The sequence below is a fragment of the Microbulbifer harenosus genome (genome assembly GCF_005771435.1).
Classification (GTDB): domain Bacteria; phylum Pseudomonadota; class Gammaproteobacteria; order Pseudomonadales; family Cellvibrionaceae; genus Microbulbifer; species Microbulbifer harenosus.
Genome location: NZ_VANI01000021.1, coordinates 1 through 24761 on the forward strand (window position 1 = coordinate 1; position 24761 = coordinate 24761).

Annotated in this window: 20 protein-coding genes and 1 pseudogene; 9 read left to right on the plus strand and 12 right to left on the minus strand. The window is 57.2% G+C overall.

Annotation, left to right across the window (positions count from 1 at the left end; translation table 11 throughout):
* The 3 genes and pseudogenes from FDY93_RS17290 to FDY93_RS17300 form a co-directional block, all read right to left on the minus strand.
* A pseudogene (locus FDY93_RS17290) lies at window positions 1-945 on the minus strand (hypothetical protein); the annotation flags it as partial.
* Between the two features lie 75 nt (window positions 946-1020).
* Window positions 1021-1629 (minus strand): phage major capsid protein, encoded by a 609-nt coding sequence (locus FDY93_RS17295; protein WP_138237006.1) that lies wholly within the window; start codon window positions 1627-1629, stop codon window positions 1021-1023.
* Entirely contained in the window at window positions 1626-2225 is a 600-nt protein-coding gene (locus tag FDY93_RS17300) for an AHH domain-containing protein (RefSeq protein WP_138237007.1), read from the minus strand. Before FDY93_RS17300 ends, FDY93_RS17295 begins: the two co-directional genes overlap by 4 nt.
* Window positions 2226-3006: 781 nt before the next feature.
* Between FDY93_RS17300 and FDY93_RS17305 the strand changes: the two genes are divergently transcribed.
* Window positions 3007-3504, plus strand: a complete 498-nt coding sequence (locus FDY93_RS17305; protein WP_138237008.1) for a hypothetical protein — start codon at window positions 3007-3009, stop codon at window positions 3502-3504.
* On the opposite strand, the gene FDY93_RS17310 is transcribed toward FDY93_RS17305, so the two are convergent.
* From FDY93_RS17310 to FDY93_RS17325, 4 genes are all read right to left on the minus strand, one after another.
* Complete coding sequence (locus FDY93_RS17310; RefSeq protein WP_138237009.1) at window positions 3505-6105, minus strand: serine/threonine-protein kinase; 2601 nt, start codon at window positions 6103-6105, stop codon at window positions 3505-3507.
* 82 nt (window positions 6106-6187) lie between these two features.
* Window positions 6188-8842, minus strand: a complete 2655-nt coding sequence (locus tag FDY93_RS17315) for a serine/threonine-protein kinase (protein WP_138237010.1) — start codon at window positions 8840-8842, stop codon at window positions 6188-6190.
* Window positions 8843-8941: 99 nt separating this feature from the next.
* Entirely contained in the window at window positions 8942-9943 is a 1002-nt protein-coding gene (locus tag FDY93_RS17320) for an FHA domain-containing protein (RefSeq protein WP_138237011.1), read from the minus strand.
* A 490-nt stretch (window positions 9944-10433) separates the two neighbouring features.
* The gene (locus tag FDY93_RS17325) at window positions 10434-10967 is read right to left on the minus strand and encodes a MarR family winged helix-turn-helix transcriptional regulator (RefSeq protein WP_138237070.1); all 534 of its coding nucleotides are present in this window, start codon (window positions 10965-10967) and stop codon (window positions 10434-10436) included.
* Between the two features lie 470 nt (window positions 10968-11437).
* Between FDY93_RS17325 and ectA the strand changes: the two genes are divergently transcribed.
* The 6 genes from ectA (at window position 11438) to FDY93_RS17355 (ending at window position 18054) form a co-directional block, all read left to right on the plus strand.
* On the plus strand, window positions 11438-12037 hold the full coding sequence (gene ectA, locus FDY93_RS17330) for a diaminobutyrate acetyltransferase (protein WP_138237012.1): 600 nt from the start codon (window positions 11438-11440) through the stop codon (window positions 12035-12037).
* A gap of 80 nt (window positions 12038-12117) precedes the next feature.
* Complete coding sequence (gene ectB / locus FDY93_RS17335) at window positions 12118-13449, plus strand: diaminobutyrate--2-oxoglutarate transaminase (protein WP_138237013.1); 1332 nt, start codon at window positions 12118-12120, stop codon at window positions 13447-13449.
* A 55-nt stretch (window positions 13450-13504) separates the two neighbouring features.
* Complete coding sequence (locus tag FDY93_RS17340; protein WP_138237014.1) at window positions 13505-13909, plus strand: ectoine synthase; 405 nt, start codon at window positions 13505-13507, stop codon at window positions 13907-13909.
* A gap of 103 nt (window positions 13910-14012) precedes the next feature.
* Window positions 14013-15458, plus strand: a complete 1446-nt coding sequence (locus FDY93_RS17345) for an aspartate kinase (RefSeq protein ID WP_138237015.1) — start codon at window positions 14013-14015, stop codon at window positions 15456-15458.
* Window positions 15459-15511: 53 nt separating this feature from the next.
* Complete coding sequence (locus FDY93_RS17350; protein WP_240913963.1) at window positions 15512-16468, plus strand: TPR end-of-group domain-containing protein; 957 nt, start codon at window positions 15512-15514, stop codon at window positions 16466-16468.
* Between the two features lie 167 nt (window positions 16469-16635).
* Window positions 16636-18054 carry a sodium/proline symporter gene (locus FDY93_RS17355; protein ID WP_138237017.1) on the plus strand — a complete coding sequence of 473 codons (1419 nt, stop codon included), beginning with the start codon at window positions 16636-16638 and terminating at the stop codon, window positions 18052-18054.
* A gap of 531 nt (window positions 18055-18585) precedes the next feature.
* Here FDY93_RS17355 and FDY93_RS17360 read toward each other — a convergent pair.
* From FDY93_RS17360 to FDY93_RS17380, 5 genes are all read right to left on the minus strand, one after another.
* Window positions 18586-19152: a YceI family protein gene (locus FDY93_RS17360; protein ID WP_138237018.1), complete on the minus strand. Its 567-nt coding sequence runs from the start codon at window positions 19150-19152 to the stop codon at window positions 18586-18588.
* Window positions 19153-19237: 85 nt separating this feature from the next.
* Window positions 19238-19801, minus strand: a complete 564-nt coding sequence (locus tag FDY93_RS17365; RefSeq protein WP_138237019.1) for a cytochrome b — start codon at window positions 19799-19801, stop codon at window positions 19238-19240.
* Window positions 19802-19982: 181 nt separating this feature from the next.
* Entirely contained in the window at window positions 19983-20666 is a 684-nt protein-coding gene (locus FDY93_RS17370; protein WP_138237020.1) for a hypothetical protein, read from the minus strand.
* Between the two features lie 97 nt (window positions 20667-20763).
* Window positions 20764-21717 carry a magnesium/cobalt transporter CorA gene (corA, locus tag FDY93_RS17375; RefSeq protein WP_138237021.1) on the minus strand — a complete coding sequence of 318 codons (954 nt, stop codon included), beginning with the start codon at window positions 21715-21717 and terminating at the stop codon, window positions 20764-20766.
* 141 nt (window positions 21718-21858) lie between these two features.
* Window positions 21859-22296, minus strand: coding sequence for a host attachment protein (locus tag FDY93_RS17380; RefSeq protein ID WP_138237022.1), 438 nt, complete (start codon window positions 22294-22296; stop codon window positions 21859-21861).
* Window positions 22297-22759: 463 nt separating this feature from the next.
* Here FDY93_RS17380 and FDY93_RS17385 point away from each other — a divergent pair, with 463 nt between their 5' ends.
* Window positions 22760-23824 carry a helix-turn-helix transcriptional regulator gene (locus tag FDY93_RS17385; RefSeq protein ID WP_138237023.1) on the plus strand — a complete coding sequence of 355 codons (1065 nt, stop codon included), beginning with the start codon at window positions 22760-22762 and terminating at the stop codon, window positions 23822-23824.
* Between the two features lie 83 nt (window positions 23825-23907).
* Entirely contained in the window at window positions 23908-24759 is an 852-nt protein-coding gene (locus FDY93_RS17390; protein WP_138237024.1) for a hypothetical protein, read from the plus strand.
* The last annotated feature ends 2 nt before the right edge of the window (window positions 24760-24761 follow it).

The following is a 24761-nucleotide window of genomic DNA, read 5'->3' on the forward strand; positions in this document are numbered from 1 at the left end:
GCCGCCGGTTACTGCCGCCAGGAGTATGGTGAACAGGACTTCAAACGCCGCGGCACCGGAGAATTCAGTGATTTCAATGGCGTGTTGGGCTTTGACGTAGTCTTTGACGAAGCGCCGGAGGTCGGCCTGCAGGGCTGGGTCTTCCCAGATGAGATCGGCGAGTTCCGTGGCGCGCTGGAACTGTTCCCTGGTAATCGTCGTGGGGTCGAAGCCGAGTACCTGTACGATTTCACGCTTTTCCGCGGTTAGAATTTCATCCTGATAGGCAGCCATCAGGTTTTCGCCGTTATCGCTGCGCTGCGATGCCCGGTAGGCGGCTTGTACGCCCCGCAGGCTGCGTTGCAGTGGGCTCACTACATCGTTGACGTCTTTCAGCCACTGCGCAAGGCCCGAACCCGCCTGCCACAGGCCGGTGAGGAAGGCGCCAGTATAAATCAGCCCGCGATTTACCGACGTTTCCTGCCGCAGTTGTCTGGCGTGTTGCGAGGCTTCGGCTCTTTCGGCCGCAACAATCGCTAGCAGTGCCTGGCGAATCTTCACTCGCAGCAAATTGCGGGTATCGTGCGGCTGTTCTTCCTTGGTTTTTTTCGCGCTGCCGGTATGGATAAACCGGAGGTTTCCCTGATGTATGGCATCGAGAATCCTCGGCCAGCGGCCGGGTAAAAACCCGATGCCAATGTGCGGATGGTGCGCTTGGGTACTGAAAATCCCGACGGAATTCATATCCTGCCAGCCGGACCCCGGTTGGCAGAAGAGGCTTCGCTCGAGGTCTCCGCCATAGAAGCGGAACAACTGATCTTCCGCGGCCGCCAACTGATGAACATCAATGCGCCCGAGCGCCTCCAGTGCCGTGAAATAATCGGCAATGGCCAGGGATTCTATTCGATCACCGGAGGTGAGTTGGTACGTATTTCCCAAATTATCCGTAAGGGTGCAGAACGACATATCCGTGTCATATTCCGTGAAACGATAAATTTTGAGCGCGGAAAATTAACACACTTGGATTTAGAGAGCTAGGGTTTAACCATTGTGCATACTTTTAGCGACGTCCAATGAAAAAGGGTTCCCAAGATCAGGAGTAAAAATAACCCCCTTGAGACCTTCCTGTTCGACTTTTCTCATTAAGCTGGCCTGACAGTAGATGCTGCGGAAATTATCGAATCGCGCCCGAAATACAGTAAACGCGGCAACCAAGTCCTCATGAAAAGCAGTATTTTCTATATCACCCCATTCATTCTTAATACTTAGCTTCTCGTTCAGTCCGTTGACGTCCTCTGCTACCTGCAGCGGATTGAAGATAAATGCGCTTTGACCATCAGCAACGACTGGAAGAAACTCGCCATCGTTGCTTAACAATTCTTTCAAAGCTCGATAAGCACGGTCATTCAGTACCAGACGACCGTTGTGTTCAGAAATATCAGGATAGAGGTCACCTGCGGCATGGTCGGAGCTTTTCACATACGCCACATTCAGCGGCGACCATGAGTGACGGTAACTTTTTGCCTCGAAATTCACATCAAACTGATCTGCAATGTTATCGCCAAAGACTGACCGGCTTTGCTCCCTATCGAAACTAGGAATGCGATATTGTTGAGTGTTGGCATACACTGATAGAAGAGGCATATTCACAGCCCCATTTCCGTGACAATGTGCTTTGGGATACACCCACTTTGCAGTCTCAAACGCACCATCTTTAGCGTTCTCACTAAGTCATCCGTACCTTTAATTAGCATCGGATTAATTACATCACCCAGCCAGCGGTAATAACTTTTTCGATGTATGCGACTGTGCGGCACGGCATTTTTTAGCCACTCCGGCATGTGCATTCTCGCTTTCAAGTTACGTGGTAGCCAACATCCATTGCGTGGGTCATCGATACGCATGAAGCACCATGCCAACACCGCACGCACCGTCGCTGATTCTGCATGTGCACCTGAAACCATTGCGTGGCAATGGCAATACTCACCAGACGCAGGGCGAGGATCGTTTGCCGCAGCCATATTTTGCGCTAACCGCACAGAGCAATGGGCCTCAACTTCCAACTCTTTAGCACTCATTTTGAGCGCTTTGAGCCTAAACGTATCAAGCTGACACTGAATATCGGCCTGCACTCGTACTGCATTCAAATCCGCAATTGTTGGGCTTTTTTTCGCGGCAAAAGTATCAATAACGTGATCGATTCTAGTCTTTTCGTATGCTTTGAGCGTGTACTCAGGTATTGGCATCTTCAGAGTTCCCTTCTAAGTAAGAATTTCAGCTGAGTTTACCACCCTTCCACCACCTGAAAAGATGCGGACTTTCAGCGTACTAATTTAAACGTCAACAATCTGCAGAAGTAAATAATTGAGAACCAGTAGGCGACGCTGCTGTGGCTATACCTGAATGGCCTTTCAGCGGGTGAGATGGAAGAGGCTTGTCGATACTGATTGGTCCGGAAGCGAAAGGTCTCTCAGCCGCTCAGTGGCTCGCCTAAACGTGCAGTGGAAGGACGGAGATGATATCTAGCGACAAGCGACCGGATAAAGACCGCTGGGTATACATCTGGGCAGGCGGCATATACAACGGCCTGCGTTAGGAAGAAAGCAAGCTTTGCGCGCTGGTCTTAATCGGCGTGAACGAGCGCGGGGGAAAGCACTTTCTGGCGATTGAAGATGGAGATCGGGAATCTACGCTGAGCTGGGAAGGCGTACTAGGGTGCAATGATCTACTAATCCCGGGTTTTACGCGAGTCCAGATACAAGCCCCGCTCTTGGGCACGGATTCCGGTCCACCAATCTGTGCGCAGGGTTCTCCCTAACGTGACATTTTGTTATTTTTGTCGCGCTAGAAGCTGACTTTGAAGCGATTCCTAATTAAATGTCAATAATGTGATGGAATTCCGTTATTGCCTTGCTTTACCCTAGCTGCGCGGTTTTCGGACGAAGGTCGCGCATATAAATCTTGAAGACCTAACAGTGCCCCCGGGTGGTTTGCAGGGAAGGCATCGGAAAATTACAGGAGTGGAAAATGGATAGCACTGAGCAAAAGTGTGCGGACATGAAAGTCCTAGAGTGGAACTTTCCGGAAGATGGGCGGGAGATCAATCTGATACTCAAACCGAAGCCGGCGAATGAGCAGGGTATTCCCAGCTATTGGCAACTAAATGAGGCCGGTAATCCCGGAGAGGCGGAAGCTTACGGGAACATGAATTTTAAATTCAAATGCGGCAAGGGGTTTCTGACATTGAATGTCACTCTGGACCCTTCCGAGTTTGGTATTGACGATCTGCAGTTCTTTGATTTCCCGGGCCTGTTGCAGGCGGATGGCGTTATACCTCTGACCAGGGGCTTCAGGCACCAGTTCCATTCGCGGGTAGTTTCTGCGGACAAGCGCACACTGAAAATCCGTATCCGGGATGAGGATATGGTGCCCGATGAATTTGCGTTTCTCTGGTTCTGCTACAGCCCTTCGGCGGATGCGCATTTTGTTTCTGGTGACCCGAAGGCGCGGCTTGATCCAGAGTAATCAGTTACAGATCGTCGATTTTACTTCATCGGAGACCTGGGGTTGAGCGCAGAGTTGGTGGAATACCGGCAAATTAAACCACTCTACGCTCATACCCTGGCGAATTAACTGTTCTATCTGGTAGCCTGCGGAATAGAATTCACCGGTGAGAGCAAACACTTGGGCAGCAACATGAATTACATAAGTATCGTCGGGGGCTTGTCTTAGCATCGTGTTTACTAGATTGATGGCTTCGGTTTCCCTATCCAAATTTGCTAAGCCTAGCGCCCTAAACTGGCGAGCCTCAAGATCGTCACTCCCTTCAGTTAATGCTATAAGACGTTGGTAATATTGCCTCGCAGATTTTTGATCACCTGCCATCAGATATGTTTCTGCGATTTGGCCTATTGTGCCTGGATCGTCAGGGATTAATTGCAATACGCCAAGAAATTCCTGTAACGCTGGTTTATGCTTTAACTGTAAAAAATAAACTACTCCGAGATTTGATCTGGTACGCCAGCTGCGCAAGTTTTCTGGAATAGTAGTGATAGCCTTCTCTGCCTCGAAAAAATTGCCGCTCTCCAGCTCAATAACGCCAAGTGCAGAATAGGATGACCAGTGCTCTGGAAAAATGCTGATAATTTTCCCCAGTGTTAGACGTGCATCGGAATAGTTCCCGCTTGAAATTTGATTTAACGCAATCAGATAAAGGTTGTCAGCTGATGGGTTTAGTGCGGTGGCTGCTTGTGCATACTTTAGCCCGGCCTTGTAGTCGCCTCGCGTAAACAGGTATCTTGAAAATTTTGCTATCAAGGCTGCGGAAGGAAACTTTTGTTGGTCTGCTTTATTAAGCAGTTCGTCGAATTTTTCGCTATCGACATTGTAAGTGTGAAGCCGAATTTCCTGTTCCAGTAATTGTTGACTATCAATTTTATGGGTGCGCGCTTTTTCAAGCATTGCAAGGCCACGCTCAATAAATGCGTCCCGGTCAGTTTGTACAAACAGCTTTGCCGAAACGCTCGTATAAGCCTGGTAAAGGCTGGAGTTTAGAGGGTATTGATTAATTAGTGCTTCCAAAGTGCTTAGGTCTTCTGAGTTAAGATCTTTTCGATCCAGTCTGCTGAGGATATCCAGATATTGATTGTAAGCTTGGTCAGACATCGAAATTTGTTTTGTAGCCTGGGTGAAATAGTCGGCTGGAAATAATGCTGAAGCACTGTTGGTTACGCGATATTCCGCTTCTTGTTCTTTATTTGTCAAAAAAGCAAAATTTGATTGCTGGCCGATCTGACTGTCTTTAGTGCTTATTCGTTGGAGCTCAATCTCACACCGCACCTCCGCACACTCCAACCTCGCAAACAGCGCATCCGTAACCCCCTTATCCCGCAACGCCTGCAATTGCTCTTCAAAATCCATCCCCTCTTTAGGCTCAAAACTCACCAGCGCACTCGCCTTCAACTGAGAAACCGAATTCATCAACGCCTGCCGCACCATGGTGCGGGTCAGCGCTTTGGCGTTCTCCTCGCCGCGAATCTCGCCGTTAATCTCCACCGGCATCACCGCGATATACTGAGGCTCCAGCCGGGTGATTTCCTTCCAGCCCCAGTAACCGCCGGCGCTTACAACAAGTGCAGCGACAATGCCGGCGGCAACCCGCTGCCAGCGGCGGCGGCTTTTTACCTGCTGGCGGGTGAACAGGTCGGTGAGGGTTGCGGTGTAATCTTCGGCCTCGGTGTCGAGTCCCTGTTTGTGCAATAGCGCGAATCCCTGGTGCACGATTAGTGCGCTTTCGGGGCGTTGAGCGGGATCTTTGGCGAGCAGTTTGTCCAGCAGTATGGCCAGTGGTTCGGGGATGCTCGGCCACGCCTGCTGTGGTGGCTGATGCGGTTCGTTGGTGATGCGGTTGGCCATGGCCAGTGCGCCGGCTTCGTGTTTTTCGAAGGGCCGACTGCCGCACAGCAGTTCATAGGCGATGGTGCCGAGGCTGAACAGGTCGCTGCGGGCATCTAATGCTTTGCCGAGAATTTGTTCCGGCGACATGGCGGTGACGGTGCCGGCCAGCTGGTTTTCCGCTGTTAAGGTTTTCTCATCCAGTTGCTGGGATTTGGCGATGCCGAAATCGGTGATCTTGGCGGTGGGCTGGCCCTTGGCGTTTTCGGTGATGAGGATGTTGTCGGGCTTCAGGTCCCGGTGAATGATGCCGAGGTCATGGGCCTGCTGCAGTCCGAGGCTGATCTGCATCAGCAGGCTGAGTTTCTGCTGCAGGCTGGGTGTGCGCTCGCGCATCCAGGCGCGTAGGGAGGCGCCTTCGATGTATTCCATCACCAGCGCGACGCTGCCGTTTTCTTCGAGCACGTCGTACAGGGCGACGATATTGGGGTGGTTGAGCTGGGCGAGGAGGCGGGCTTCCTGCTGGATGCGGTCGCGGGCGTTCTGGCTGGCGACGTCGTCTTTCAGTTTTTTGATGGCTACCTGGCGGTGCAGTTTCAGGTCTTCTGCCAGGTAGACGATGCCCATGCCGCCGGCACCAAGGGTGCTGTGGATAACGTAGCGGTCGCTGTCGACGACCAATTTATTGGGCGCGCTGGCGTGCCGTCCAACCTCGGAATCTGCAATGTCCATCTGCTTATATTCTTGTTCTGGTTGAGCCCGGACCCGCCACCCCTGGGTCCCGTTGCAACGAATCGCGCTTGAAGCTGCTTATTTACAGCTTCTCACTGGATTCGCTGTTGCGGGCAATCTGGGAATTGCCCGTATTGTTTGTATCGCCGCTGCCGCAGAGACCGGGATATTGCTGTCGCAGGTCGTCAAAGGCGGGGATGCCGCAGATTTTGACAAAGCGCGCGGTGCAATACCAGATCGGGGAGATCCCCTGTTCCAATGTTTTGCGTATATGCACCTTGGCGGAGAGCAGGTCGCCGGTGCTGATGTACACCTGGGCGCGGGCGTAGTTGGTGTAGAGGTCGTCCGGGGCGTCGCGGCGGATCCTGAGCAGGTTTTCCACGGCTTTTTCCGCCTCGCCCAGTTCTGCGTAGGCGCGGGCCTGCATCAACAGGCCTTCCCAGTCGGTGCGCTCGGAGGTGAGCTCCAGGGCGCGGCGCGCCATGTCCAGTGCGACATCGGGCTGCTCCAGCTCGCGGGCGATTTCCGCGCGGTACAGCAGCGGGTCGGCGTCTTTGGGTGCGAGGCTGGATACGCGCTCAAAGCAGGAGCGGGACTCCACGTACTTTTTCTCGATGTAATAAGCGAGGCACAGATTGTAGGTATCCATGGGGCCGATGCGGTCGAGGCCTGCGTCACTGAGGATGCGGATGGTCTCCCCGACATTGCCGCTGTCGAGCATATTGGCGGCGAGCAGGGAGATGGCGTCGATGGACTCGGCATTGAGTGCAATGGCCTGCCGCAGCACGTCGTTGGCGGCGTCCATGTCGCCTCTCAATGTCAGGGTGAGGGCCTTCTGCGACAGATAGGCATAGCTGGTACGCAGGGCCAGTGCGCTGTCGATATGCTCCAGCGCCAGCGCGTAGTCGCCGCGCAGATGGTGGTAGAAGGCGCGCAGCTGGTGGTAGCTGGCCTGGTCCGGCAGGGTCAGCTCCAGTCGCGCCAGCAGTGCTTCTGCCTGGCCCGGTTCGTTGCGTAGCACGGCGAGGCGCAGTTCATTGATCAGGATTTCCGGCGTGTCCGCCAGGCTGGCCGGCGCCCGCTCCAGCAGTTTGGCCAGGCGCGCGTCTGCCTCGGCGGCGCGGGTGTTGAACTCCTGGTCCATCACCATTTCACCGTAGAGATCGTACAGTGGCGCGAAGTGGCTGGCGCGCTCTTGCAGGGCGTCCAGCCGATCCAGCAGCTCGCCGAGATGCAGGTAGTCATGCCGGCGCTCGTAAATCTCCAGGTAGGTGAGGTAATCCTCGGCGCTGATTTGTGCGCTGTGTTCTGTGTTCCGGGCCGGGAAATCCGCGAGCAGGCCATCCAGCTGGTGCAGTGTGCGGGCGCGGCTTTCAAGTCCTTCCTCCATCGCCAGGCGGGTGCTGCGGCTGTTAATGACGGCGAGGGTGCTGCTGTCGAGCAGCTCCAGTGACAGTTCGCAGCTGCGAGTGTCGCAGTCGATGGAGGGGATCAGCAGCAAGTCGGCGTTCAACGATGCGGCCTGGGCGCGCAGCGGCTGTCCCTGCAACCGGCGGGATTCAGAAAATGACACCAGATGCAGTCCCCGCCGCCCCGAGAGGCCCTGCTTCAGGGCACTTTGCACATTGTTGCCGAGCAGGCGCTGGGCGCGAGCGGTCGAGGCATCTTGCGAGTAGCCCACTTCCTGCGGTTCCAGCACGGCGATGTATTTGCTCTCAGCCGGTGATGGTGGCGCGGTAACTTCGCGGATTGCTATAAATGCCGCCGCACCCGCGGTACACAGGGCGAGGGCGGCAACCGCGGTGCGCCGCAACCACTTGCGGCTGCCGGAACTCTGGTGATAGTAGCTCTCGGCCGTGACGGTTTCGGTCGCGCTATGGGTGCGGGTAAAGCTGGAGCCGCTACCCTGAATCTGCAGCAGCAGGGTTTCCAGCTCGTCGGCGACGGCGGCGGCGGTCAGGGGGCGCTGTTGCGGATTTTTTGCCAACAGGCGGTCGAGCAGCGCGCACAGTGCTTGAGGCAGTTCTGGTGCCAGCCGCGCCGCTGGCGGGTGCGGGCTTTTCACGATGCGGTCGACGATTACGTAAGGACTGCTGTTGTCGCCGAAGGGGTTCTGTCCGCACAGTAGGCGATAGGCGAGTACCCCGAGAGCGAACAGGTCGCTGCGGTTGTCGAGTGGCTTGCCCTGGGCCTGTTCCGGTGACATGGCGCCCCAGCTGCCGGCAATATGCTGCTCGCGGGTGAGGTCGCTGTCTTCCTGCCAGTTCTTGGCGATACCGAAATCGGTAATCTTGATATTGCCACCGCTGTCCACCAGGATGTTTTCGGCCTTGAGGTCGCGGTGAATGATGCCGGCGCTGTGGGCGCGGGTGAGGCCGGCACAGATCTGCTTCAGCAGATGCAATTTCTGCGGCAGGCCGGGGCTGCGCTCTTTCTGCCAGCGGTCCAGGCTGCAGCCGTCTACGTATTCCATCACCAGCGCGATGCCGTCGTTACCCTCCACAACGTCGTACAGCTGCACGATATTGTTGTGGTTGAGTTGCGCGAGCAACAGGGCTTCGCGGCGGATACGCTCGCCGGCGTTACTGCTGTTGGGATTGCGCAGCAGCTTCTTGATGGCAACCAGGCGGTTTAGGCGTTCATCGGTGGCCAGGTACACCACGCCCATACCGCCGGAGCCCAGACGGGCGGTGGCGCGATAGCGGCCGATGTAAAAAGGTAACTGCTCTGGTTGCATGCTGGTGACTGCGGTAACTGATTTTTACGGATAAACCGCCGTCCGTGGATGAAGTTCCGTTCCCTGCAGAGTCGGCTTTTTGGTCGAAACGGTTTCTGGTTAAACCGTCTCGACGTCTGCTATCTGGTATTCCCCGGTGCTGGCTTCCAGCTCTTCTTTCTGTGAACCCTTGAAAATGTCCAGCAGGTAACAGCCCAGGCGCATCTCGTAAGAGCGGCGTTCCACCAGACGCGAGGTGTCGATAGCGTCCGGCAGGCTGTCGGCAATCTGTTTGCGCGCTCGGAAAATCTGCGTGTTCAGATGATTGACGGTAATACCCAGCTCGCGGGTGGCGAGGTCGGCAGGTATCCAGCCCTGATCCGCGTGGTCGATGCCGCGCTGGATATCGCGAATGCGCGCACGCGCGAGGTATAGCAGCAGGTAATTGTGGGTGCGCGCCGGCAAGTCGAGGCGCATGTCGTCCCGGGTGAGCTGCAGCAGGATGTGCTCTTCGTGGTGACTGACGGAAAAGCGCAGGCGGAAATCCGATACACAAAGGTTCTTGAATGAGAGCTCGGTGGTGGTGCTCTGGCTGTTGCCGAGAAAAAGCTCCCAGCTGTGGCGCGCGCAGTCGATGCGATCGCCGTGTCTCACAACCCTGGCGGTGCTGCTGTTTTCGGAGCCGTCGAGCAACTCGTAAATCCACACCCCATTCACCGGATTGAAGTGCAGGCTGGCAATCGGGTCGTGTTCGTCCGGCAACAGATGGTAGGACTCGAGTGAAGTGGCCTCACCGCTGTGTATGTCGATGAGCAGGTTTTCCGGCGCGTCGAGATTCTCCACCTTCCACACCGGATTAGTGGCGCGGCCGAAGGTGATTCTGTCGCCGATCTGTAATTGCTGGTTCTTGGCAGGGATCAGTTGCTGGCCATTTACCCAGGTGCCATTGCGGCTGATATCGCGAATGATCCAGTGGCTTCCGGTCCATTGGATAGCAGCGTGAATGCCGGAAATCTCCGGCAGAGTGATACGTGTGTCGGCCACCCCCTGGCGACGCCCAACGGTGTGGTGCGCCATCAGATAGACGGGTTGATCCCGGTCGGGATGTTGCAAGCAGGCCATGTTCAGTCCCTTCCCCAAAATGCTCCATCCGGAAAGGCCGCTGATGCTACAGGATCGGCGTGCGACATCGGATGCAGAAGTTATCAAGACAGGGCGGCCGGATTGGCGCTCGCCAGGCACAGCCGTGTGCGCGGCAAGCTGTCAGGGATCGTGCCTTATTGCATGACGGGAACCCGTTCTGATGCGGGCTCTCACTGACGCATTCAATTTTCGCCGGGGCGCGGTCGCGGTGTGGAATAGCTACATCATTTACCGCGAACGATAATGTGCGCCACTTCTCATTTTTGTTGCCGCGACAGAGCTTTGCGCCGCTGTCTTGAGTCAGTAGGCGCTAACCAATAGGCGAGCGTCCACTATAGTGTTGCCGCTCCATTTATACCGGACTCAGGGCCGAATGCAATGATCAGATGCGAATAGTTGGCAAATGTCTGAGTGTGCTTTCTTGGCCGTCCGGTGGCGCGTAAGTCTACCTCATGTGTGGTAAACGGCGTCAGTGGTCGCTGCCGCTTCCGTGGTCGTCCGCGGCGTTGTCATCGGGCAGGTTGCGTTCGTCCTTGCGGTCCAGGTCGCCCACATCCAGCACCGGTGAGGCGTCGATATGCTCGGCGTCCATCATCAGCGCCACCCGCTGCAGGGAGGAGATGATCATGGATTGCTCCCACTCGCGCAGGTCGCGGAATTGTTTGACGAAGTGGTCCTGCAGTGGTGTGGGTGCATCGCGGATGATTTCCATTCCTTTCTCTGTCAGGTAGGCGTGCACCTTGCGCTTGTCTTCTGCGGAGCGCTCGCGGAACACCAGGCCGCGTTTCTCCAGGCGATCGAGGATGGTGGTGACGGTGGCCTGGCTGAGGCTGATCTCCTTCGCCAGCGCGCCGATGGTGACTTCCCCGTGCTCGCGGATGGCCTGCAACAGCAGCAGCTGCGGCGCGGTGAGCCCGGCGGTTTTGACCAGTTGGCGGGAGTGCAGGTCGGTGGCGCGGATCAGACGGCGCAGGGTCGTTAGTACTTCTTCGATTTTGTCCATCAGCAGCAGGGTCTCAATTTCTTCGCGGTGGCAGATATGCCCGCGCCCGACTTTAGGTGCTGCACCATTTTTGTCAAATCCTGTGCCACCCGCGGCGTTGCCTGGCGCGGCGGCCGGATCCTGGCTGTCCCCTCGGGTGGATTCCCGCGTCTCTTTTTTCTCCTTGCCGGGACTTGGCGTTCGCAGACCTTCGGTGGTGCGTGAACCCCCGTGGCTGCTGGATTCGCGGTGGGATCGGGCGCCGATGGGGACGTCGCGATTGATCGCATTCTGGTCATGTTGCATGAGTCTTGGTCTTGAACCCTCCGCAATGTTTAGAGTACTATGGATTTAAATATTTAGAGCAGTAAATAATTTTTTGCGGGTCAGGTCAAATTTTCAACGCCAACTGAGTGCTAATCGGCGCCTTGATTGGGTTGTCTGGTATCAATCCACTTGTTACTGAAATCTGACACTGATTTAACATTTTGATGACTAAAGGTATTGGTTTGAGTGCCAACAGCGAACTGAAAGAAGATTCTATTGACGACAAGGTAAACGAGGCGCAGCAGGGAAAGATCCGGGTGATCAAGCGCGAAGCTTCCCAGGTTCTGCTGCGCCGCCCGGTCAGTGAAGATGGTGCCGCCGTGCATCGGCTGATCGGCAACTGTCCTCCCCTGGACACCAACTCCCTCTATTGCAACCTGCTGCAGGCCAGCCACTTCTCCGCGACCAGCGTGGCGGCGGAACTGGATGGCAGACTGGTGGGTTTTATCTCCGGCTACCTGATCCCTGAACGCCCCGACACCCTGTTCATCTGGCAGGTTGCAGTGGCGGAGCAGGGCCGCGGCATGGGGCTTGCCGGCCGCATGCTGCGCGAGATTCTCGACCGCCCCGCGTGCAAGCAGGTGCGTCACCTGGAAACCACCATCACCCCGGACAACGACGCCTCCTGGGCGCTGTTTCGCAGCCTCGCGCGCAAACTCGACGCGAACTGTTGCGACTCGGTGCTGTTCGACCGCGAGCGCCATTTCAACGGCCAGCACGATAGCGAAATGCTGCTGCGCATCGGGCCGTTTGCCGCCAGCTGATACGCATTCCGTTGTCCTGTGTTTCACCGCTTTACCTGAACACCAGGCACTCAATCAATCACCACATAGGGATTGTCGACATGAAAGTATTTGACGAGATTGAATCAGAAGTAATGAGCTACGCCCGCGCTTTTCCGCGGGTGTTCAACAAGGCGCAGGGCGAGTACCTGTACGATGAGGAAGGCAACCAGTACCTGGATTTCCTCGCCGGTGCCGGCACCCTGAATTACGGCCACAACAATCCGCTATTTAAAGAGGCGCTGCTGGAATACATCCAGCAGGATGGCATTACCCACGGCCTCGATCTGCACACCAAGGCCAAGCGGGAATTCCTGGAGACTTTTTACGAGAAAATTCTCAAGCCGCGCGACATGAGCTATGTCATGCAGTTTACCGGCCCCACCGGTACCAACGCGGTGGAAGCAGCGCTGAAAATCGCGCGCAAGTACAAGGGCCGCGAAAACATCATCTCCTTCACCAACGGCTTCCACGGCTGCAGCCTGGGTGCGCTCGCCGCCACCGGTAACTCCCACCACCGCGGCGCATCCGGTGTGAGCATGAGCGGTGTTACCCGCATGCCCTACGAAAACTATCTCGGTGATGACATCGACACCACTGCTTACCTCGACAAAGTATTGAGCGATTCATCCAGTGGTGTCGATCACCCCGCCGCCGTACTGGTGGAAACCGTACAAGGCGAGGGCGGTATCAACGCTGCCAGCGTGGAATGGTTGCGTAACCTGCAGGACGTATGCCGCAAGCACGATGTGCTGTTGATCGTCGACGATATTCAGGCGGGCTGTGGCCGTACCGGCAGCTACTTCAGTTTTGAGGAAGCCGGCATTGAGCCGGACATCGTCACCCTGTCCAAATCCCTGAGCGGTTACGGCCTGCCGTTCGCGGTGGTGCTGATGAAACCGGAGCTGGACCAGTGGAAGCCCGGCGAGCACAACGGCACCTTCCGCGGCAACAACCTGGCCTTCGTCACCGCCACTGCGGCGATCAATCACTACTGGAGCGACGACGCCTTCGGTAAGGAAGTGCTGCGCAAGGGCGAATACATCGGCCAGCGCCTGGATCGCATTGTCGAGAAATACGGCGACGGCAATATGACCACCCGCGGGCGCGGCATGTTCCGCGGCCTCAACTGCGTGAGCGGCGAGCTGGCCGACAAGATCACCAGTGAAGCGTTCCGCAACGGGCTGGTGATTGAAACCAGTGGTGCCGACGACCATGTGGTGAAAACCCTGTGCCCGCTGACCATCAGCGACGACAACCTTAAAAAGGCGCTGGATATCGTCGAGGCGGCCGTGGCGAAGGTATTGAAGGGTGAAGATGTGCCGGAAGAGCACGATTTCTTCGCCAGCAGCGAGGAAGAGCTAGCGGTAAAAAGTCTCGCGGGTGCCGCCTGATCCCTCTGCTGCGTCCCCTGAATGAACCCGAAGAATTGACGAAAAGAGTGAACCGATGATCGTAAGAAAATTGCAAGAGGCCGAAAAAGGCAACCGTCGTATTGTATCCGAGGGCTGGGAGAGCACCCGCCTGGCGCTGAAGAACGACAATATGGGCTTCTCCTTCCATATCACCACCATATATGAAGGGGCCGAGCTGCATTTGCATTACCAGAACCACCTGGAAGCCGTGTACTGCATTTCCGGTGAGGGTTCGGTGATGGCCGAGGCGGATGGCGTGGTACATGAAATCACACCGGGCACCATCTACCTGCTGGATCAGCACGACAAGCACGTACTGAAAGGCAAAACAGAAATGAAAATGGCCTGTGTATTCAACCCGCCGCTGCACGGCAAGGAAGTGCACAACGCCGAAGGCGCCTACGAGCTGGAAGCCGAAGAGGTGCAGGACGAAAAATAAGGTGGCCATGTTCAACGCAGCGGCGGATTTCTGGGGTACAAGCCGTGCCTATTTCGCCGCAACCGCGCAATCGACATCCGCAGATGGTCAACGCAGGGATTCCATGAAGACACATACGGTAGAAAAAATCGGCGGTACGTCCATGAGCGACTACCGCGCAGTTCGCGACAATATTGTTTTCAAAAATGGCAGGGCGAAAGGTGAGGGGCTGTACCAGCGCGTGTTTGTGGTCTCCGCCTATGGCGGCATGACCGACATGCTGCTGGAGCACAAGAAATCCGGCCGCCCGGGTGTATTCGCGTTGTTCGCCGGCGCCGATGACGAGCGCGAGTGGTCTGATGCCATGGGCGGTGTGCGCCAGCGCATGCAAGAAATCAACGCATCGCTGTTCCAGGATGACGTAACTCTCGCCAAGGCTAACGCTTTTATCGGCGAACGCCTGGACGATGCGGCGCGCTGTCTCGCGGATCTCGAGCGGGTATGCCAGCACGGCCACTTTGCGCTGGAAGGACATCTCGACGTAGTGAGTGAAATGCTCGCCAGTCTCGGCGAGGCGCACAGCGCATGGAATACCGTGCAACTGTTGAAGCAGGAAGGCGTGAATGCGCGCTTTGTGGACCTCACCGGCTGGCGCGATGGCGAACACAAGTCACTGGACGAGCGCATTGAACAGGCGTTTGCGGACGTGGATTTCGCCCGCGAGCTGCCTATCGCCACCGGCTACGCCCACACCGCCGATGGCCTGATGAAAACCTTCGCGCGCGGTTACAGTGAAATGACGTTCAGCCGCATTGCGGTGATGACCGGCGCCAGCGAGGCAATCATCCACAAGGAATATCACCTGAGCAGTGCCGATCCGCGTCTCGTTGGCGAGGAGCAGGCGGTGCCCATTGGCCGCACCAATTACGATGTGGCGGACCAGCTCGCCAATCTCGGCATGGAAGCCATTCATCCACGCGCGGCAAAAGGCCTGCGCCAGAATGCCATTCCGCTGCGGGTGATGAACACCTTCGAGCCCGAGCATCGCGGCACGCTGGTTACAGGCGACTATGTAAGCGACACACCGCGGGTGGAGATCATTGCGGGGCGTAAAAACATCTATGCTGTTGAATGTTTCGATCAGGACATGATGGGCAGCATGACCAGTTACGACCGGGCGATCAACGAAATCATCGCGCGCTTCAAGGGCGCCGTGGTGACGAAGGACATCAACGCCAATACGATCACGCACTACCTCGCGATCACCCTGAAAACCGTCAAACGGATCAAGAGCGCGATCAACGAGCGCTTTCCCGATTGCGATATTCAGGTACGCAAGGTGGCGGTGGTTTCCGCCATCGGCAGTGACATGAAAGTCTCCGGCATGCTGTCGCGTGCGGTCAGCGCCCTGGCCAGCTCCGGCATCAGCATTCTTGCGGTGCACCAGTCCATGCGGCAGGTGGACATGCAGTTCATCATCGACGAGAGCGACTACGAGAGCGCCGTCAAAAGTCTGCACGCGGCGCTGGTGGAAGTGCACGAGCACGGCGACGCCATATGCGCCGCCTGATTCCGTTTAGGCGCTCCCTGCTGCCGCCGGCTTTGCTGGCGGCAGTTTGCGTTGTGGCCTGGGTACTGCTTTTTTTCACTCGCCCCACTGCCGCTCAATCCCAGGTTCAGGATCAAACCGAAGTGCCATCTCCGCCGGAAGTCACCAGTGAAGAGAAGGCGCAAAACCAGCAAAAACAGCAGGAGCTGGAGAAGGTTGCCGAAGCGGTGGAAAACCTCGACAAACCGCTCTACTCGGCGTTTATCGAGCGCTATGTGCTCGACGAGCTGAAGCAGCTGCGCATCGATATGGCCGCGCAGAAAGTCTCGCTGACGGAGAACATCGTCGACCGCCAGCTGAGCGCCGCGGACAAGGCCATCACCTACGCCACCGATACCATTACTTATTTCTTTTATCTGATTGCCGGCTTCAGTTCCCTGTTGGTGATTATGGGCTGGACTTCCATTCGCGATGTGAAAGAAAAAGTGCACACCCTTGCCAATCAGGAAATTTCCAAACTGGTGGAGCAGTACGAGGCGCGCCTGCGCAGTATCGAGGAGCAGTTGTCGGAAAAGACCCAGCATATCGAGAGCAACCGGGATGAAATTGAACTCACCCGGGAGATTCACTCCCTGTGGCTGCGCGCCGGCCGCGAGCAGACACCGACGGGGAAAATCGCGGTATACGACCAGATCCTGAATTTGCGCCAAGACGACGGCGAAGCGCTTACCTACAAGGCCGATGCGGTACTGGAACTGGACGAGCCCCAGTGGGCCATCAACCTGTGTTTGCAGGCGCTGCAGATCGACGGCGAAAACGGCAACGCCTACTACCAGCTCGCTTGCGCCTATGCCTATTTGGAGCAGTGGGAAGAGGCCATCAATTATCTGAAAAAAGCACTGGCGATTTCTCCCACCTATCGCGATGAAGCGCTGGAAGATCCCGCGTTTAATGCGCTGTACGAGCGCAAGGAGTTCGCCCAGCTGATGGGCATCCAGTCGGATAAGCCGAAGCCGAAAGATAACGAATAACAGGTTGGCGGATAGCGGCTCATTGAGTCCTTTTCGTTACCGCACCTATAAAAAATCCGTTCTCGTCACCCCCGCGAAGGCGGGGGTCCAGATGCCACTGGATTTCTGGATTCCCGCATTCGCGGGAATGACGACCGTAAAAATCTATAAAAATACGGGGGCCAGCCATGCTGCTCAGCTTTCTTTTTTTCCTCAGCTTATTTGCCGCCGTCGGCATCAGTTCCTATCGCAAGAGCCGCGGAACCAAAAAAGACTACTACCTCGCCAGCCAGGATGTTTCCCCCATGCTGGTGGGTTTGTCTGCGGTGGCCACGAATAACAGCGGCTACATGTTCATCGGTGTTATTGGTTACACCTACGCCACCGGCCTCGCGTCCATCTGGCTGATGCTGGGCTGGATTCTGGGGGATTTTCTTGGCTCTCTGTGGATACACAAAAACCTGCGGGAGGCGGCCAAACGCAGTGGTGAATCCAGCTACGCCGGCGTACTCGCCTGCTGGCAGGGTACCCGCTTCGGCGCCTGGCAGAAACTCGCGGGCCTGCTTTCACTATTGTTCCTGCTGGCTTACGCCAGCGCGCAGCTGGTGGCGGGCAGTAAGGCGTTGCATGTGGTGCTGGATCTTCCGTTGTGGAGCGGTGCGGTGATTGGCGGTGTGATTGTTGCGGCCTACTGCCTTGCCGGCGGCATCCGCGCGTCCATCTGGACCGATGCGGCGCAGTCGCTGGTGATGGTGGTGGCGATGGGCTCGCTGTTGTTTGTGGCCACACAATCCGTTGGTGGGCTGGCAGCGGCATGGCAGGCGATGGGACAGGTGGAAGGTTTCCTGAACTGGTATCCGCAGGATCTGTTACTGCCGGGCGTGGCCGGTGGCATTCTGTTTGCGCTGAGCTGGCTGTTTGCCGGTATTTCTGTGGTGGGCCAGCCCCATGTGATGGTGCGCTTTATGGCGTTGAACGATTCGAAGCGCATGGTGCAGGCGCGCTGCTGGTATTACCTGTGGTTTACGATTTTCTATTTTATGGCGACGGCGGTGGGTATGTTGTCGCGCATTCTGTTGAATGATCCCGGCTCGTTTGATGCGGAGCTGGCGCTGCCGATGATGGCGATGGAGCTGCTGTCGCCGATAATGGTGGGCTTGGTCCTCGCCGGTATTTTTGCCGCAACCATGTCCACGGCGGATTCTCTGGTGCTCAGCTGTTCCGCCGCACTCACTCACGATCTGTTGCCACAGCGCACGGAAAATACCCGTTTACTGAAACTCGCCACGCTGGGGATTACGGCAGCGGCGGTGTCTTGGGCGCTGTTGAATAAGCAGAGTGTGTTCAGTCTGGTAGTAATGAGCTGGTCGGCGCTGGCTTCGGCCTTTGCTCCTTTGTTGATGGTGCTGGCTGCGGGAGGGAAGCCATCGCAGAAGCTGGCCATTACGATGAGTGTATTGGGCCTTTCGACCGCGCTGGTTTGGCGTTGGGCCGGGTGGCACGCACATGTGTACGAGGGTATGCCCGGAATTTTGGGTGGGCTGCTCGTGTTTGTCATTGGGCGATTGGTGGTTCGGGACTCTGTAGGCCGCGCTGTAAATGCGTGATGGTGTAGTGGTCCGCTTTGTTTAGGTTTAGTGGCGGCAGATCGGTGGGGATTCGTTTTTGAAACCGCCATGAATACGTCCCTGTAGGCTGCGTCGGAAACATCCCTGTTTCCGACGCTTTCAAAAACGAATCCCCACCGCTCTGCCTTCGCATCGGTTCCTGTACTTCGTTAGTAAAAAAGAAAAACTCCTTAGCGTGAATAATTACGAAGTGACAACTTTCCAGTTATCCACTGTTCGAAAAAGCTGACGAAGTGCAGTACCCGAATTGAAGGTAAAGCACCGGGTAGCCCCTTTCGGAAGCGTCGGCGACAGGGACGTCGCCGACGCAGCGTACATGGATGTATTCACAGCGGTTCCGAAAGGGGCTACCCGGTGATTTTCCGCCACAGGAGCGAGAACAGGGCTCGAACCACCAGCACCGTACCCCAAACCCCAAACCCCAAACCCCAAACCCCAAAAACAAGAAACCCGGCACTGAGGCCGGGTTTCCTGTCCATCCTGTGAGACGGAAGTCGTTTCAACGAAGGCTTACTGGCGGACACCTTCCACATCCAGAATCAGCTCAACGGTCTGGGACGCCGGGCCCAGGTCGTAGTCAATGCCGAAGTCTTTCAGTTTGAACTCAGTCTTGCCGGTGAAGCCCTGACGGTAGCCACCCCAGGGGTCCTTGCCACCACCGATCTCGGTCACATCAATCGCGATCGGCTTGGTCACACCGTGCAGGGTCAGGTCGCCCTTCAGGACCGCCTTGCCATCGCCCTTCGGCTCAAAACTGGTGCTCTTGAAGGTGGCAGAGGGGAACTTGTCTACGTTCAGGAAATCCTTGCCGCGCAGGTGCTTATCGCGCTCCGCATGGTTGCTGTTCAGGCTGGTGGTGTCCACCGTCATCTCAATGGAAGAAGCTTCCGGCTTGGCTTCGTCATAGGAAAAGCTGCCGTCAAACTTGTCAAAGCGGCCATACAGCCAGCTGTAACCGAGATGCTTGATGCGGAACTGCACAAATGCGTGTGCACCCTGGGTGTCGACTTTATAAATGGCCGCCTGGGCAGAAGTGCCGACCAGCGCAGCGAACAACAGAACAGCAAGTTTCTTCATGGTTCAGTTTCCTGTGGTTGGGTCCAAATCATTGGATTCGAGAAAAATCGAAAGTGAGTGATCACTCTCAAGGTCAAAACTTATCTCAGGCGGCATTATTGCGCGGCGCCAGCCCGAACATCTTTCTGAGTGTGCCATCTTTATTGACGAAATGATGCTTGAAGGCCGCAAGTCCGTGCAGCAGTACCAGCCCCATCAGCGTCCACGCCAGATACTTGTGGATCACCCCCGCGATATCCTCCTGATTCTCCAGCCCCTGCAGAGTGGCCGGTACTTGAAACCAGCTGAAAACCTCAATCGCGCGGCCATCTGCCGTACTGATCAGATACCCGGAAACGGAAATCGCCAGCAACAGGCCATAAATTACCCAATGCGCGAAACCCGCCGCACGCTGCTGCCAGCGCGGCGCGGGCTCCGGTGCAGGGCTCACATTGGCCCAGCGCCACAGCAGGCGCGCCGTCAGCAGAATCAGCAGCAGAATACCGACGGACTTATGGATATCCGGGCCCTGGCGATACCAGGGGTCGTAGTAAGACAATCCGCGCATCCACCAGCCCAGTGCAAACATACCGATGATCGCCGGCGCCATCAGCCAGTGGAAGGCGACGGCCACCCAGCCATAGTGCGTCGGACTGTTGCGGGTCTGCATTGGTAATTCCACTCCTTTTCTGAGAAGGCTCGCATTATAAAAATTCTCGAGCGCTGGAATAGCGCAAAAAGCCGGAACTATTTTTCGAAAAATTCGCACGTGTGCCAATTGCGGTTGGCTATGGCCTGCCATTGGCTCAGCCTATGGCAGATCAGGACGGGTAGCGGAGCGGGAGATTGGGTCAGTGGTGAGCGCTGTGCTGGCGTTCTGCGGCGTTCAGTACTCTGCCCAACAGAACCGGATCCAAATGGGAGCGGTCGCAGAGTTCATGGGTGAGCCAGTCGAGGTCATGCGCGGGTGCGCCTCCTTCCTGGCCATTTTGCATCGCCATCTGTTCCAGCTGCCAGATCACGTCGAGCAGCAGGTCGGGTGCTAATGGTTGCTCATCGTCGCTGGAGAACAGTTCGCGCTCCAGCCGATCCAGATCCCGGCGCTTTACCACCAGCTCACTGTAGTTGGGATACCAGTGGCTACTAAAGGGCTCGGGGCGGTTGCTGAAATCGAAGGCGATCCGCAGGCGGTTGCCGTCGGTATCCTGGAGCGTCGGGGTGTCGTTTTCTTCCGCTGGCAGTGCGGGGCGCTGGCGCAGGACACCGACGATGGCACGCCAATCGCTGCTGTGCTCGGGGCTGAGGCGCAGGGGGTGTTTAAGGGTGGTGCGGGGCTTTTCCGGCAGGTCGATATAGCTGAGCATCTGGCCGGGGCGGTACCAGTAAAGATCCAGCAGGTGGTCTTCAGCGAGACGGGCGAGGTCGTCGCTGGTCAACGGTTCTTCCGACAGGGCGCTCAGATGATCGACGGCCTGCTGGATACTGAGCCAGCGCCGCATGTGGAATGGCCTGTCGTTTGAATTTCCCGCCGCCATGCTCGCCCCGTTTCCCTGCGATTTTTTACCCATTTAAGGTTAGCAGTTGGCGGTGGATTTGGTGGGGCATCGCTGCCTTCGCATCGGAGTTTTGATGCTACAACCACCCCTTCTTCTTGAAGTAGAGATACGGCGCCATGCCCGCCATCAACATCAACAACAGCGCCCAGGGGTAGCCCAGCAGCCACTGTAGCTCCGGCATGTGCTCGAAGTTCATGCCGTAGATGCTCGCCACCATGGTGGGCGGCAGGAAGACCACCGCGGCGATGGAGAAGATCTTGATGATCTTGTTCTGTTCGATATTGATGAAACCCTGGGTGGAGTCCATCAGGAAGTTGATCTTCTCGAACAGGAAGGTGGTGTGTGACATCAGGGTGTCGATATCGCGCAGGATGCCCCAGCAGTCTTCGCGCAGTTCCGGGTCGTCTTTCAGGTGGCGCTGCAGGAAAGCGATGGAGCGCTGGGTGTCCATCAGGCACAGGCGGATTTTTCCGTTGGAGTCCTCAAGCTTGGCGAGGTGGTCGATGGCGTCTTCCAGGTCCGCCTCCTCCTCTTCGAGCACCAGGTGGCTGACTTCACCGAGTTTCAGGTAGTTGTCTTCCAGCGCGTCGGCGAGGTTTTCCACCTTCTGTTCAAATAGCAGGATTAACAGCTCCTGCGCATTGTGCGCCTCCACCTGGTTGCGGCGGGCGCGCATGCGCAGCAGGCGGAAGTCCGCGAGTTCGCTCTCGCGCACGGTGATCAGACGCTGCGGCTGCAGGATGAAGGCGACGGTGGCGGTATCGTGGCGGCCTTCGCTCTGGGTCAGGTACAGGGAGTGTACGTGAATGCCAGCGGTATCCACGAAGTAGCGCGCGGACGATTCGATCTCGTCCACGTCCTCAGACTCCGGCAGTTCAGTGCGCAGCAACTGCTCCAGCAGGTCGCGCTCGTCGTCCTCCGGATCTTGTAAGTCGATCCAGGCGGCGTCGGACAACGGCTGGGTGTGGTAGTCGCTGCCGGCGTAGGTTTCTTTGATCTTGCCGCGGAGGATTTGAAACAGTCTCAGCATTACCGCTTCCTTGGTGGTCAGGGTTGTGCCGCGGCACGGGGCCCCGGGTAGTGTGGGGCATGGTGTCAGCCTGTCGACCACAAATCAATTGCCGCCACCCGCGGCGGTGTGCGGGTGGCGTGCGGTAGCGCCTTACGGCTGTTAGAGCCACATGGGCAGTTGCGCGCGGATTTCGTCGCTGTCGCAGGTGGTGAGATTCTTGCGTGATTCGCCGGCGATGGTGGCCAGGCAGGGCGTGCTCATGGACATACGCAGGCTGCCGGCCATAGAGGGGTCGGCAACGATGTAGAGACGGTCAAAGCGCCCCTGTTGGCGGCCGCGCTCCAGAGCATGGGCGATATCGCGTGCGAATTTGCGCGCGCCCTGTTTGCGCAGGCTGGTGGGTTCCTCCATGGCGTGGCGGCCCTGGCCTTTGCTGTCGAAGGCGCGCCCCGGGGCGTCGCTGAGTAGCTCCCGGCCTTTCATGCGTCCTTCCGGATAAACCAGAGATTCTATTTCTGTCAGGGAGCCCGCACGTTTTTCCGCTTCAAATACGCGGGCATGAGTATGGTTGGCTACCAGAACCCAGGCTTTTGACATGGCCGTATACCTCTGTTTATTGCTGAGTCTTACTGCCCAATGGTAGGCCGGTGGGGGTGGGCTTCCTAATGGAGATACGGTCGGGACACGCTGGTGCCGGGGAGGAGGTGGGAGGATTCCGGTCAAAAAAAGTGCGTCCCTGCACTCATAACGCCAGCCGGCGGGCGTATAACGCCGGCTCGCCCCGAAATTGCAAGATGCGGAGAAATCCCGGGACAGTGCATCCGTGCACTGCGTGCTTGAAGCGCGCCTTGGGTCCCGCCTGTGAACAGGCCCCTGCGCATCAGAACTCCTTGGTATTCGCCGCGAGCACCGTGATGTGCAAAAAAATAAATGCGAATACTTATCATTTATAGTAAAGTTTTTTCGCTCCACTTTCCTGGTTTTCCGGTGTGCGCAATCGGCAAATTGCTATGCGGAATCGCCAGGCTGGTCAGTTATCGGAGATGGAACGGATGGGGATATGGAAAACGCGAGAAAATCGGCGCTGAAGGAGCGGCCAAAAATGGATAAAGATGGGGCCGCTGAACGGTCGCCGCTTCGGCAGCAGACACTGGAAGACATGCTGGAAGTCACGGGTGTGCGCCACCGTATTTTTCCCTCGGGAAGTGTGGAGAACTCCCGCAATGTGGTGATGCGCGGGCGCTTCTCATTTCACAACCACGGCGGGCTCAGTGTGCACTGCGGTCACGGTGTCGAAACCCGCAGCCTCAGTAGCGTGGCGGAGCTGCCTCCCGGTCTGAGTTTCAATCTGCTGTTTCGTGGCAGTGTGGATTTTTCGCTTGGTGGCCGCAGGCATCGCCTCGGTGCTCGCGATCTGTCGCCCATAGAGTGTTCCGGTTTCGCGCTCTCGCGCCCGGAAATGATGACCCGATTTACCCGCAGCGGTGCCTATGTCGACAAGCTGAATATTTTTGTACAGCAGAGCTGGTTGCAGCAGCGCTGCCAGTCGGAAGCGGGTAGGGTGCAGGTGCAACGCCTGTTTGCCCGCCATGCCATCCCCCACTTCTGGGCTGCCGACGCCGAAACCGAGTCCCTCGCCCGGCGACTGATGGCGCTTGACGCCGCGCAGAGTTTCAGTGAACAACTGCAGCAGGAACAGCTCGCGATCGAACTTCTGTCCCGCTGTGTTGATGCGTTTGACGCGCAGCTGCTCGCTGGCGATGTTCGCCCGGCGGCGTTGCCGGGAGCCAGTGATTTTTTGCTGAAACAACGGGTGGATGAAAAACTGCGCGATTGCCGTGGTCTGAATGAGATTGCCACCGCGCTCGGGGTCAGCGTCAGTACGCTGCAGCGCAAGTTCAAAGCGGTTTACGGCACCACGGTGATCGACTACGTGCGCCGTCGCCGTCTGGAAATCGCCCGCGCTGCGCTCATTATGGACGGGCTCAGCATCGGCGAGGCCGCCTATCTGGCCGGTTACAATCACGCGTCCAATTTTGTTGCGGCGTTTAAAAAAGCCTTTCAGGTGACGCCTGCGCAACTGGTGCGCAGTCACCGGCGGTCGAGGAGATTCGAACCGGGCTGAGGCTGCGCCAGCGCCGCGAGGTCATCGGTTTGTCATGAAACGTACATAGACTGGCCAGCAAGACCGACAGACCATCACGGCCCATGACCACCCCGCTATTTCTCGCACGCCGCAGGATATATTTCACCGCGCTCGGACTGCTACTGGCTGCGGGCGTGGCGCTGTGTATATGGAGTGCCGGGCAGCGGGTAACGCCACCGGTACTCGGCGACTACCACCTCTATCAGTGCGATACCGGCGGAGCGGCGGGCTCCCCGGTATTCAAGCTCCAACTGGTAACTTCTGTGCGCGCACGTGAAATCGCCGAGCGCCTGTGCGCGGCGCCCTCGGTGCAGCGGATCTATCGCGGGGTACAGGTATCGTGGAAGCCTCGCGCGCTCCTCACCGCGGAGGAGATCCTCAGCGAGGAGTACGACCTGATCTGGAGCCGCTCCCACAGTATGGCGGGATTGGTCCCGGAATACGGCGACTACTACGAGCCCCTGTTGCACTACGACCACTACCGGGTCTACTGGTACAGCCGTGGCGGTGCGCCGCAGCTCACGGCAGATTACTTTCACGGCAAGCGCGTCGGCCTGCTGAATGACAAACTCAGCCACACGCTTTACCTACTGCCACTCGCCTCATTGAAAGAGGCCGGAGTCAATTTCAGCGAGGAGAACCTGCGCTACTTTGACGATGCCGTGAGCCTGTACCAGGCCTTTGCCCGCGACGAACTGGATCTGGTCAGTGGGGGGGATTACGTGCGCACCGATCTGGATATTCCCCTCAGCCGCACGTTGATTTCCGGCGACGCCAATGCGGCGACCCTGTTTGTGCGCAAAACGCGCGCGGGTGCAACCGATTGCGCAGTGGCGGAGGCCTTTGACGGGCTGGCCGATGCCTACCTGCGGGGGCGGCGTGTTTTTGCCGGGGCTGAACACTGTGTTCCCTGATG

Excerpts from the sequence above, each read along its gene's own strand:
- FDY93_RS17390 (WP_138237024.1), top strand. The coding sequence starts at position 23,908 with ATGACCACCCCGCTATTTCTCGCACGCCGCAGGATATATTTCACCGCG.
- FDY93_RS17355 (WP_138237017.1), top strand. The coding sequence starts at position 16,636 with ATGCTGCTCAGCTTTCTTTTTTTCCTCAGCTTATTTGCCGCCGTCGGC.
- FDY93_RS17305 (WP_138237008.1), top strand. The coding sequence starts at position 3,007 with ATGGATAGCACTGAGCAAAAGTGTGCGGACATGAAAGTCCTAGAGTGG.
- FDY93_RS17340 (WP_138237014.1), top strand. The coding sequence starts at position 13,505 with ATGATCGTAAGAAAATTGCAAGAGGCCGAAAAAGGCAACCGTCGTATT.
- FDY93_RS17320 (WP_138237011.1), bottom strand. The coding sequence starts at position 9,943 with ATGGCCTGCTTGCAACATCCCGACCGGGATCAACCCGTCTATCTGATG.
- FDY93_RS17300 (WP_138237007.1), bottom strand. The coding sequence starts at position 2,225 with ATGCCAATACCTGAGTACACGCTCAAAGCATACGAAAAGACTAGAATC.
- FDY93_RS17365 (WP_138237019.1), bottom strand. The coding sequence starts at position 19,801 with ATGCAGACCCGCAACAGTCCGACGCACTATGGCTGGGTGGCCGTCGCC.
- corA (WP_138237021.1), bottom strand. The coding sequence starts at position 21,717 with ATGCTGAGACTGTTTCAAATCCTCCGCGGCAAGATCAAAGAAACCTAC.
- FDY93_RS17385 (WP_138237023.1), top strand. The coding sequence starts at position 22,760 with ATGGAAAACGCGAGAAAATCGGCGCTGAAGGAGCGGCCAAAAATGGAT.
- FDY93_RS17360 (WP_138237018.1), bottom strand. The coding sequence starts at position 19,152 with ATGAAGAAACTTGCTGTTCTGTTGTTCGCTGCGCTGGTCGGCACTTCT.
- FDY93_RS17345 (WP_138237015.1), top strand. The coding sequence starts at position 14,013 with ATGAAGACACATACGGTAGAAAAAATCGGCGGTACGTCCATGAGCGAC.
- ectA (WP_138237012.1), top strand. The coding sequence starts at position 11,438 with ATGACTAAAGGTATTGGTTTGAGTGCCAACAGCGAACTGAAAGAAGAT.
- FDY93_RS17315 (WP_138237010.1), bottom strand. The coding sequence starts at position 8,842 with ATGCAACCAGAGCAGTTACCTTTTTACATCGGCCGCTATCGCGCCACC.
- FDY93_RS17380 (WP_138237022.1), bottom strand. The coding sequence starts at position 22,296 with ATGTCAAAAGCCTGGGTTCTGGTAGCCAACCATACTCATGCCCGCGTA.
- FDY93_RS17370 (WP_138237020.1), bottom strand. The coding sequence starts at position 20,666 with ATGGCGGCGGGAAATTCAAACGACAGGCCATTCCACATGCGGCGCTGG.
- FDY93_RS17325 (WP_138237070.1), bottom strand. The coding sequence starts at position 10,967 with ATGGACAAAATCGAAGAAGTACTAACGACCCTGCGCCGTCTGATCCGC.
- FDY93_RS17310 (WP_138237009.1), bottom strand. The coding sequence starts at position 6,105 with ATGGACATTGCAGATTCCGAGGTTGGACGGCACGCCAGCGCGCCCAAT.
- ectB (WP_138237013.1), top strand. The coding sequence starts at position 12,118 with ATGAAAGTATTTGACGAGATTGAATCAGAAGTAATGAGCTACGCCCGC.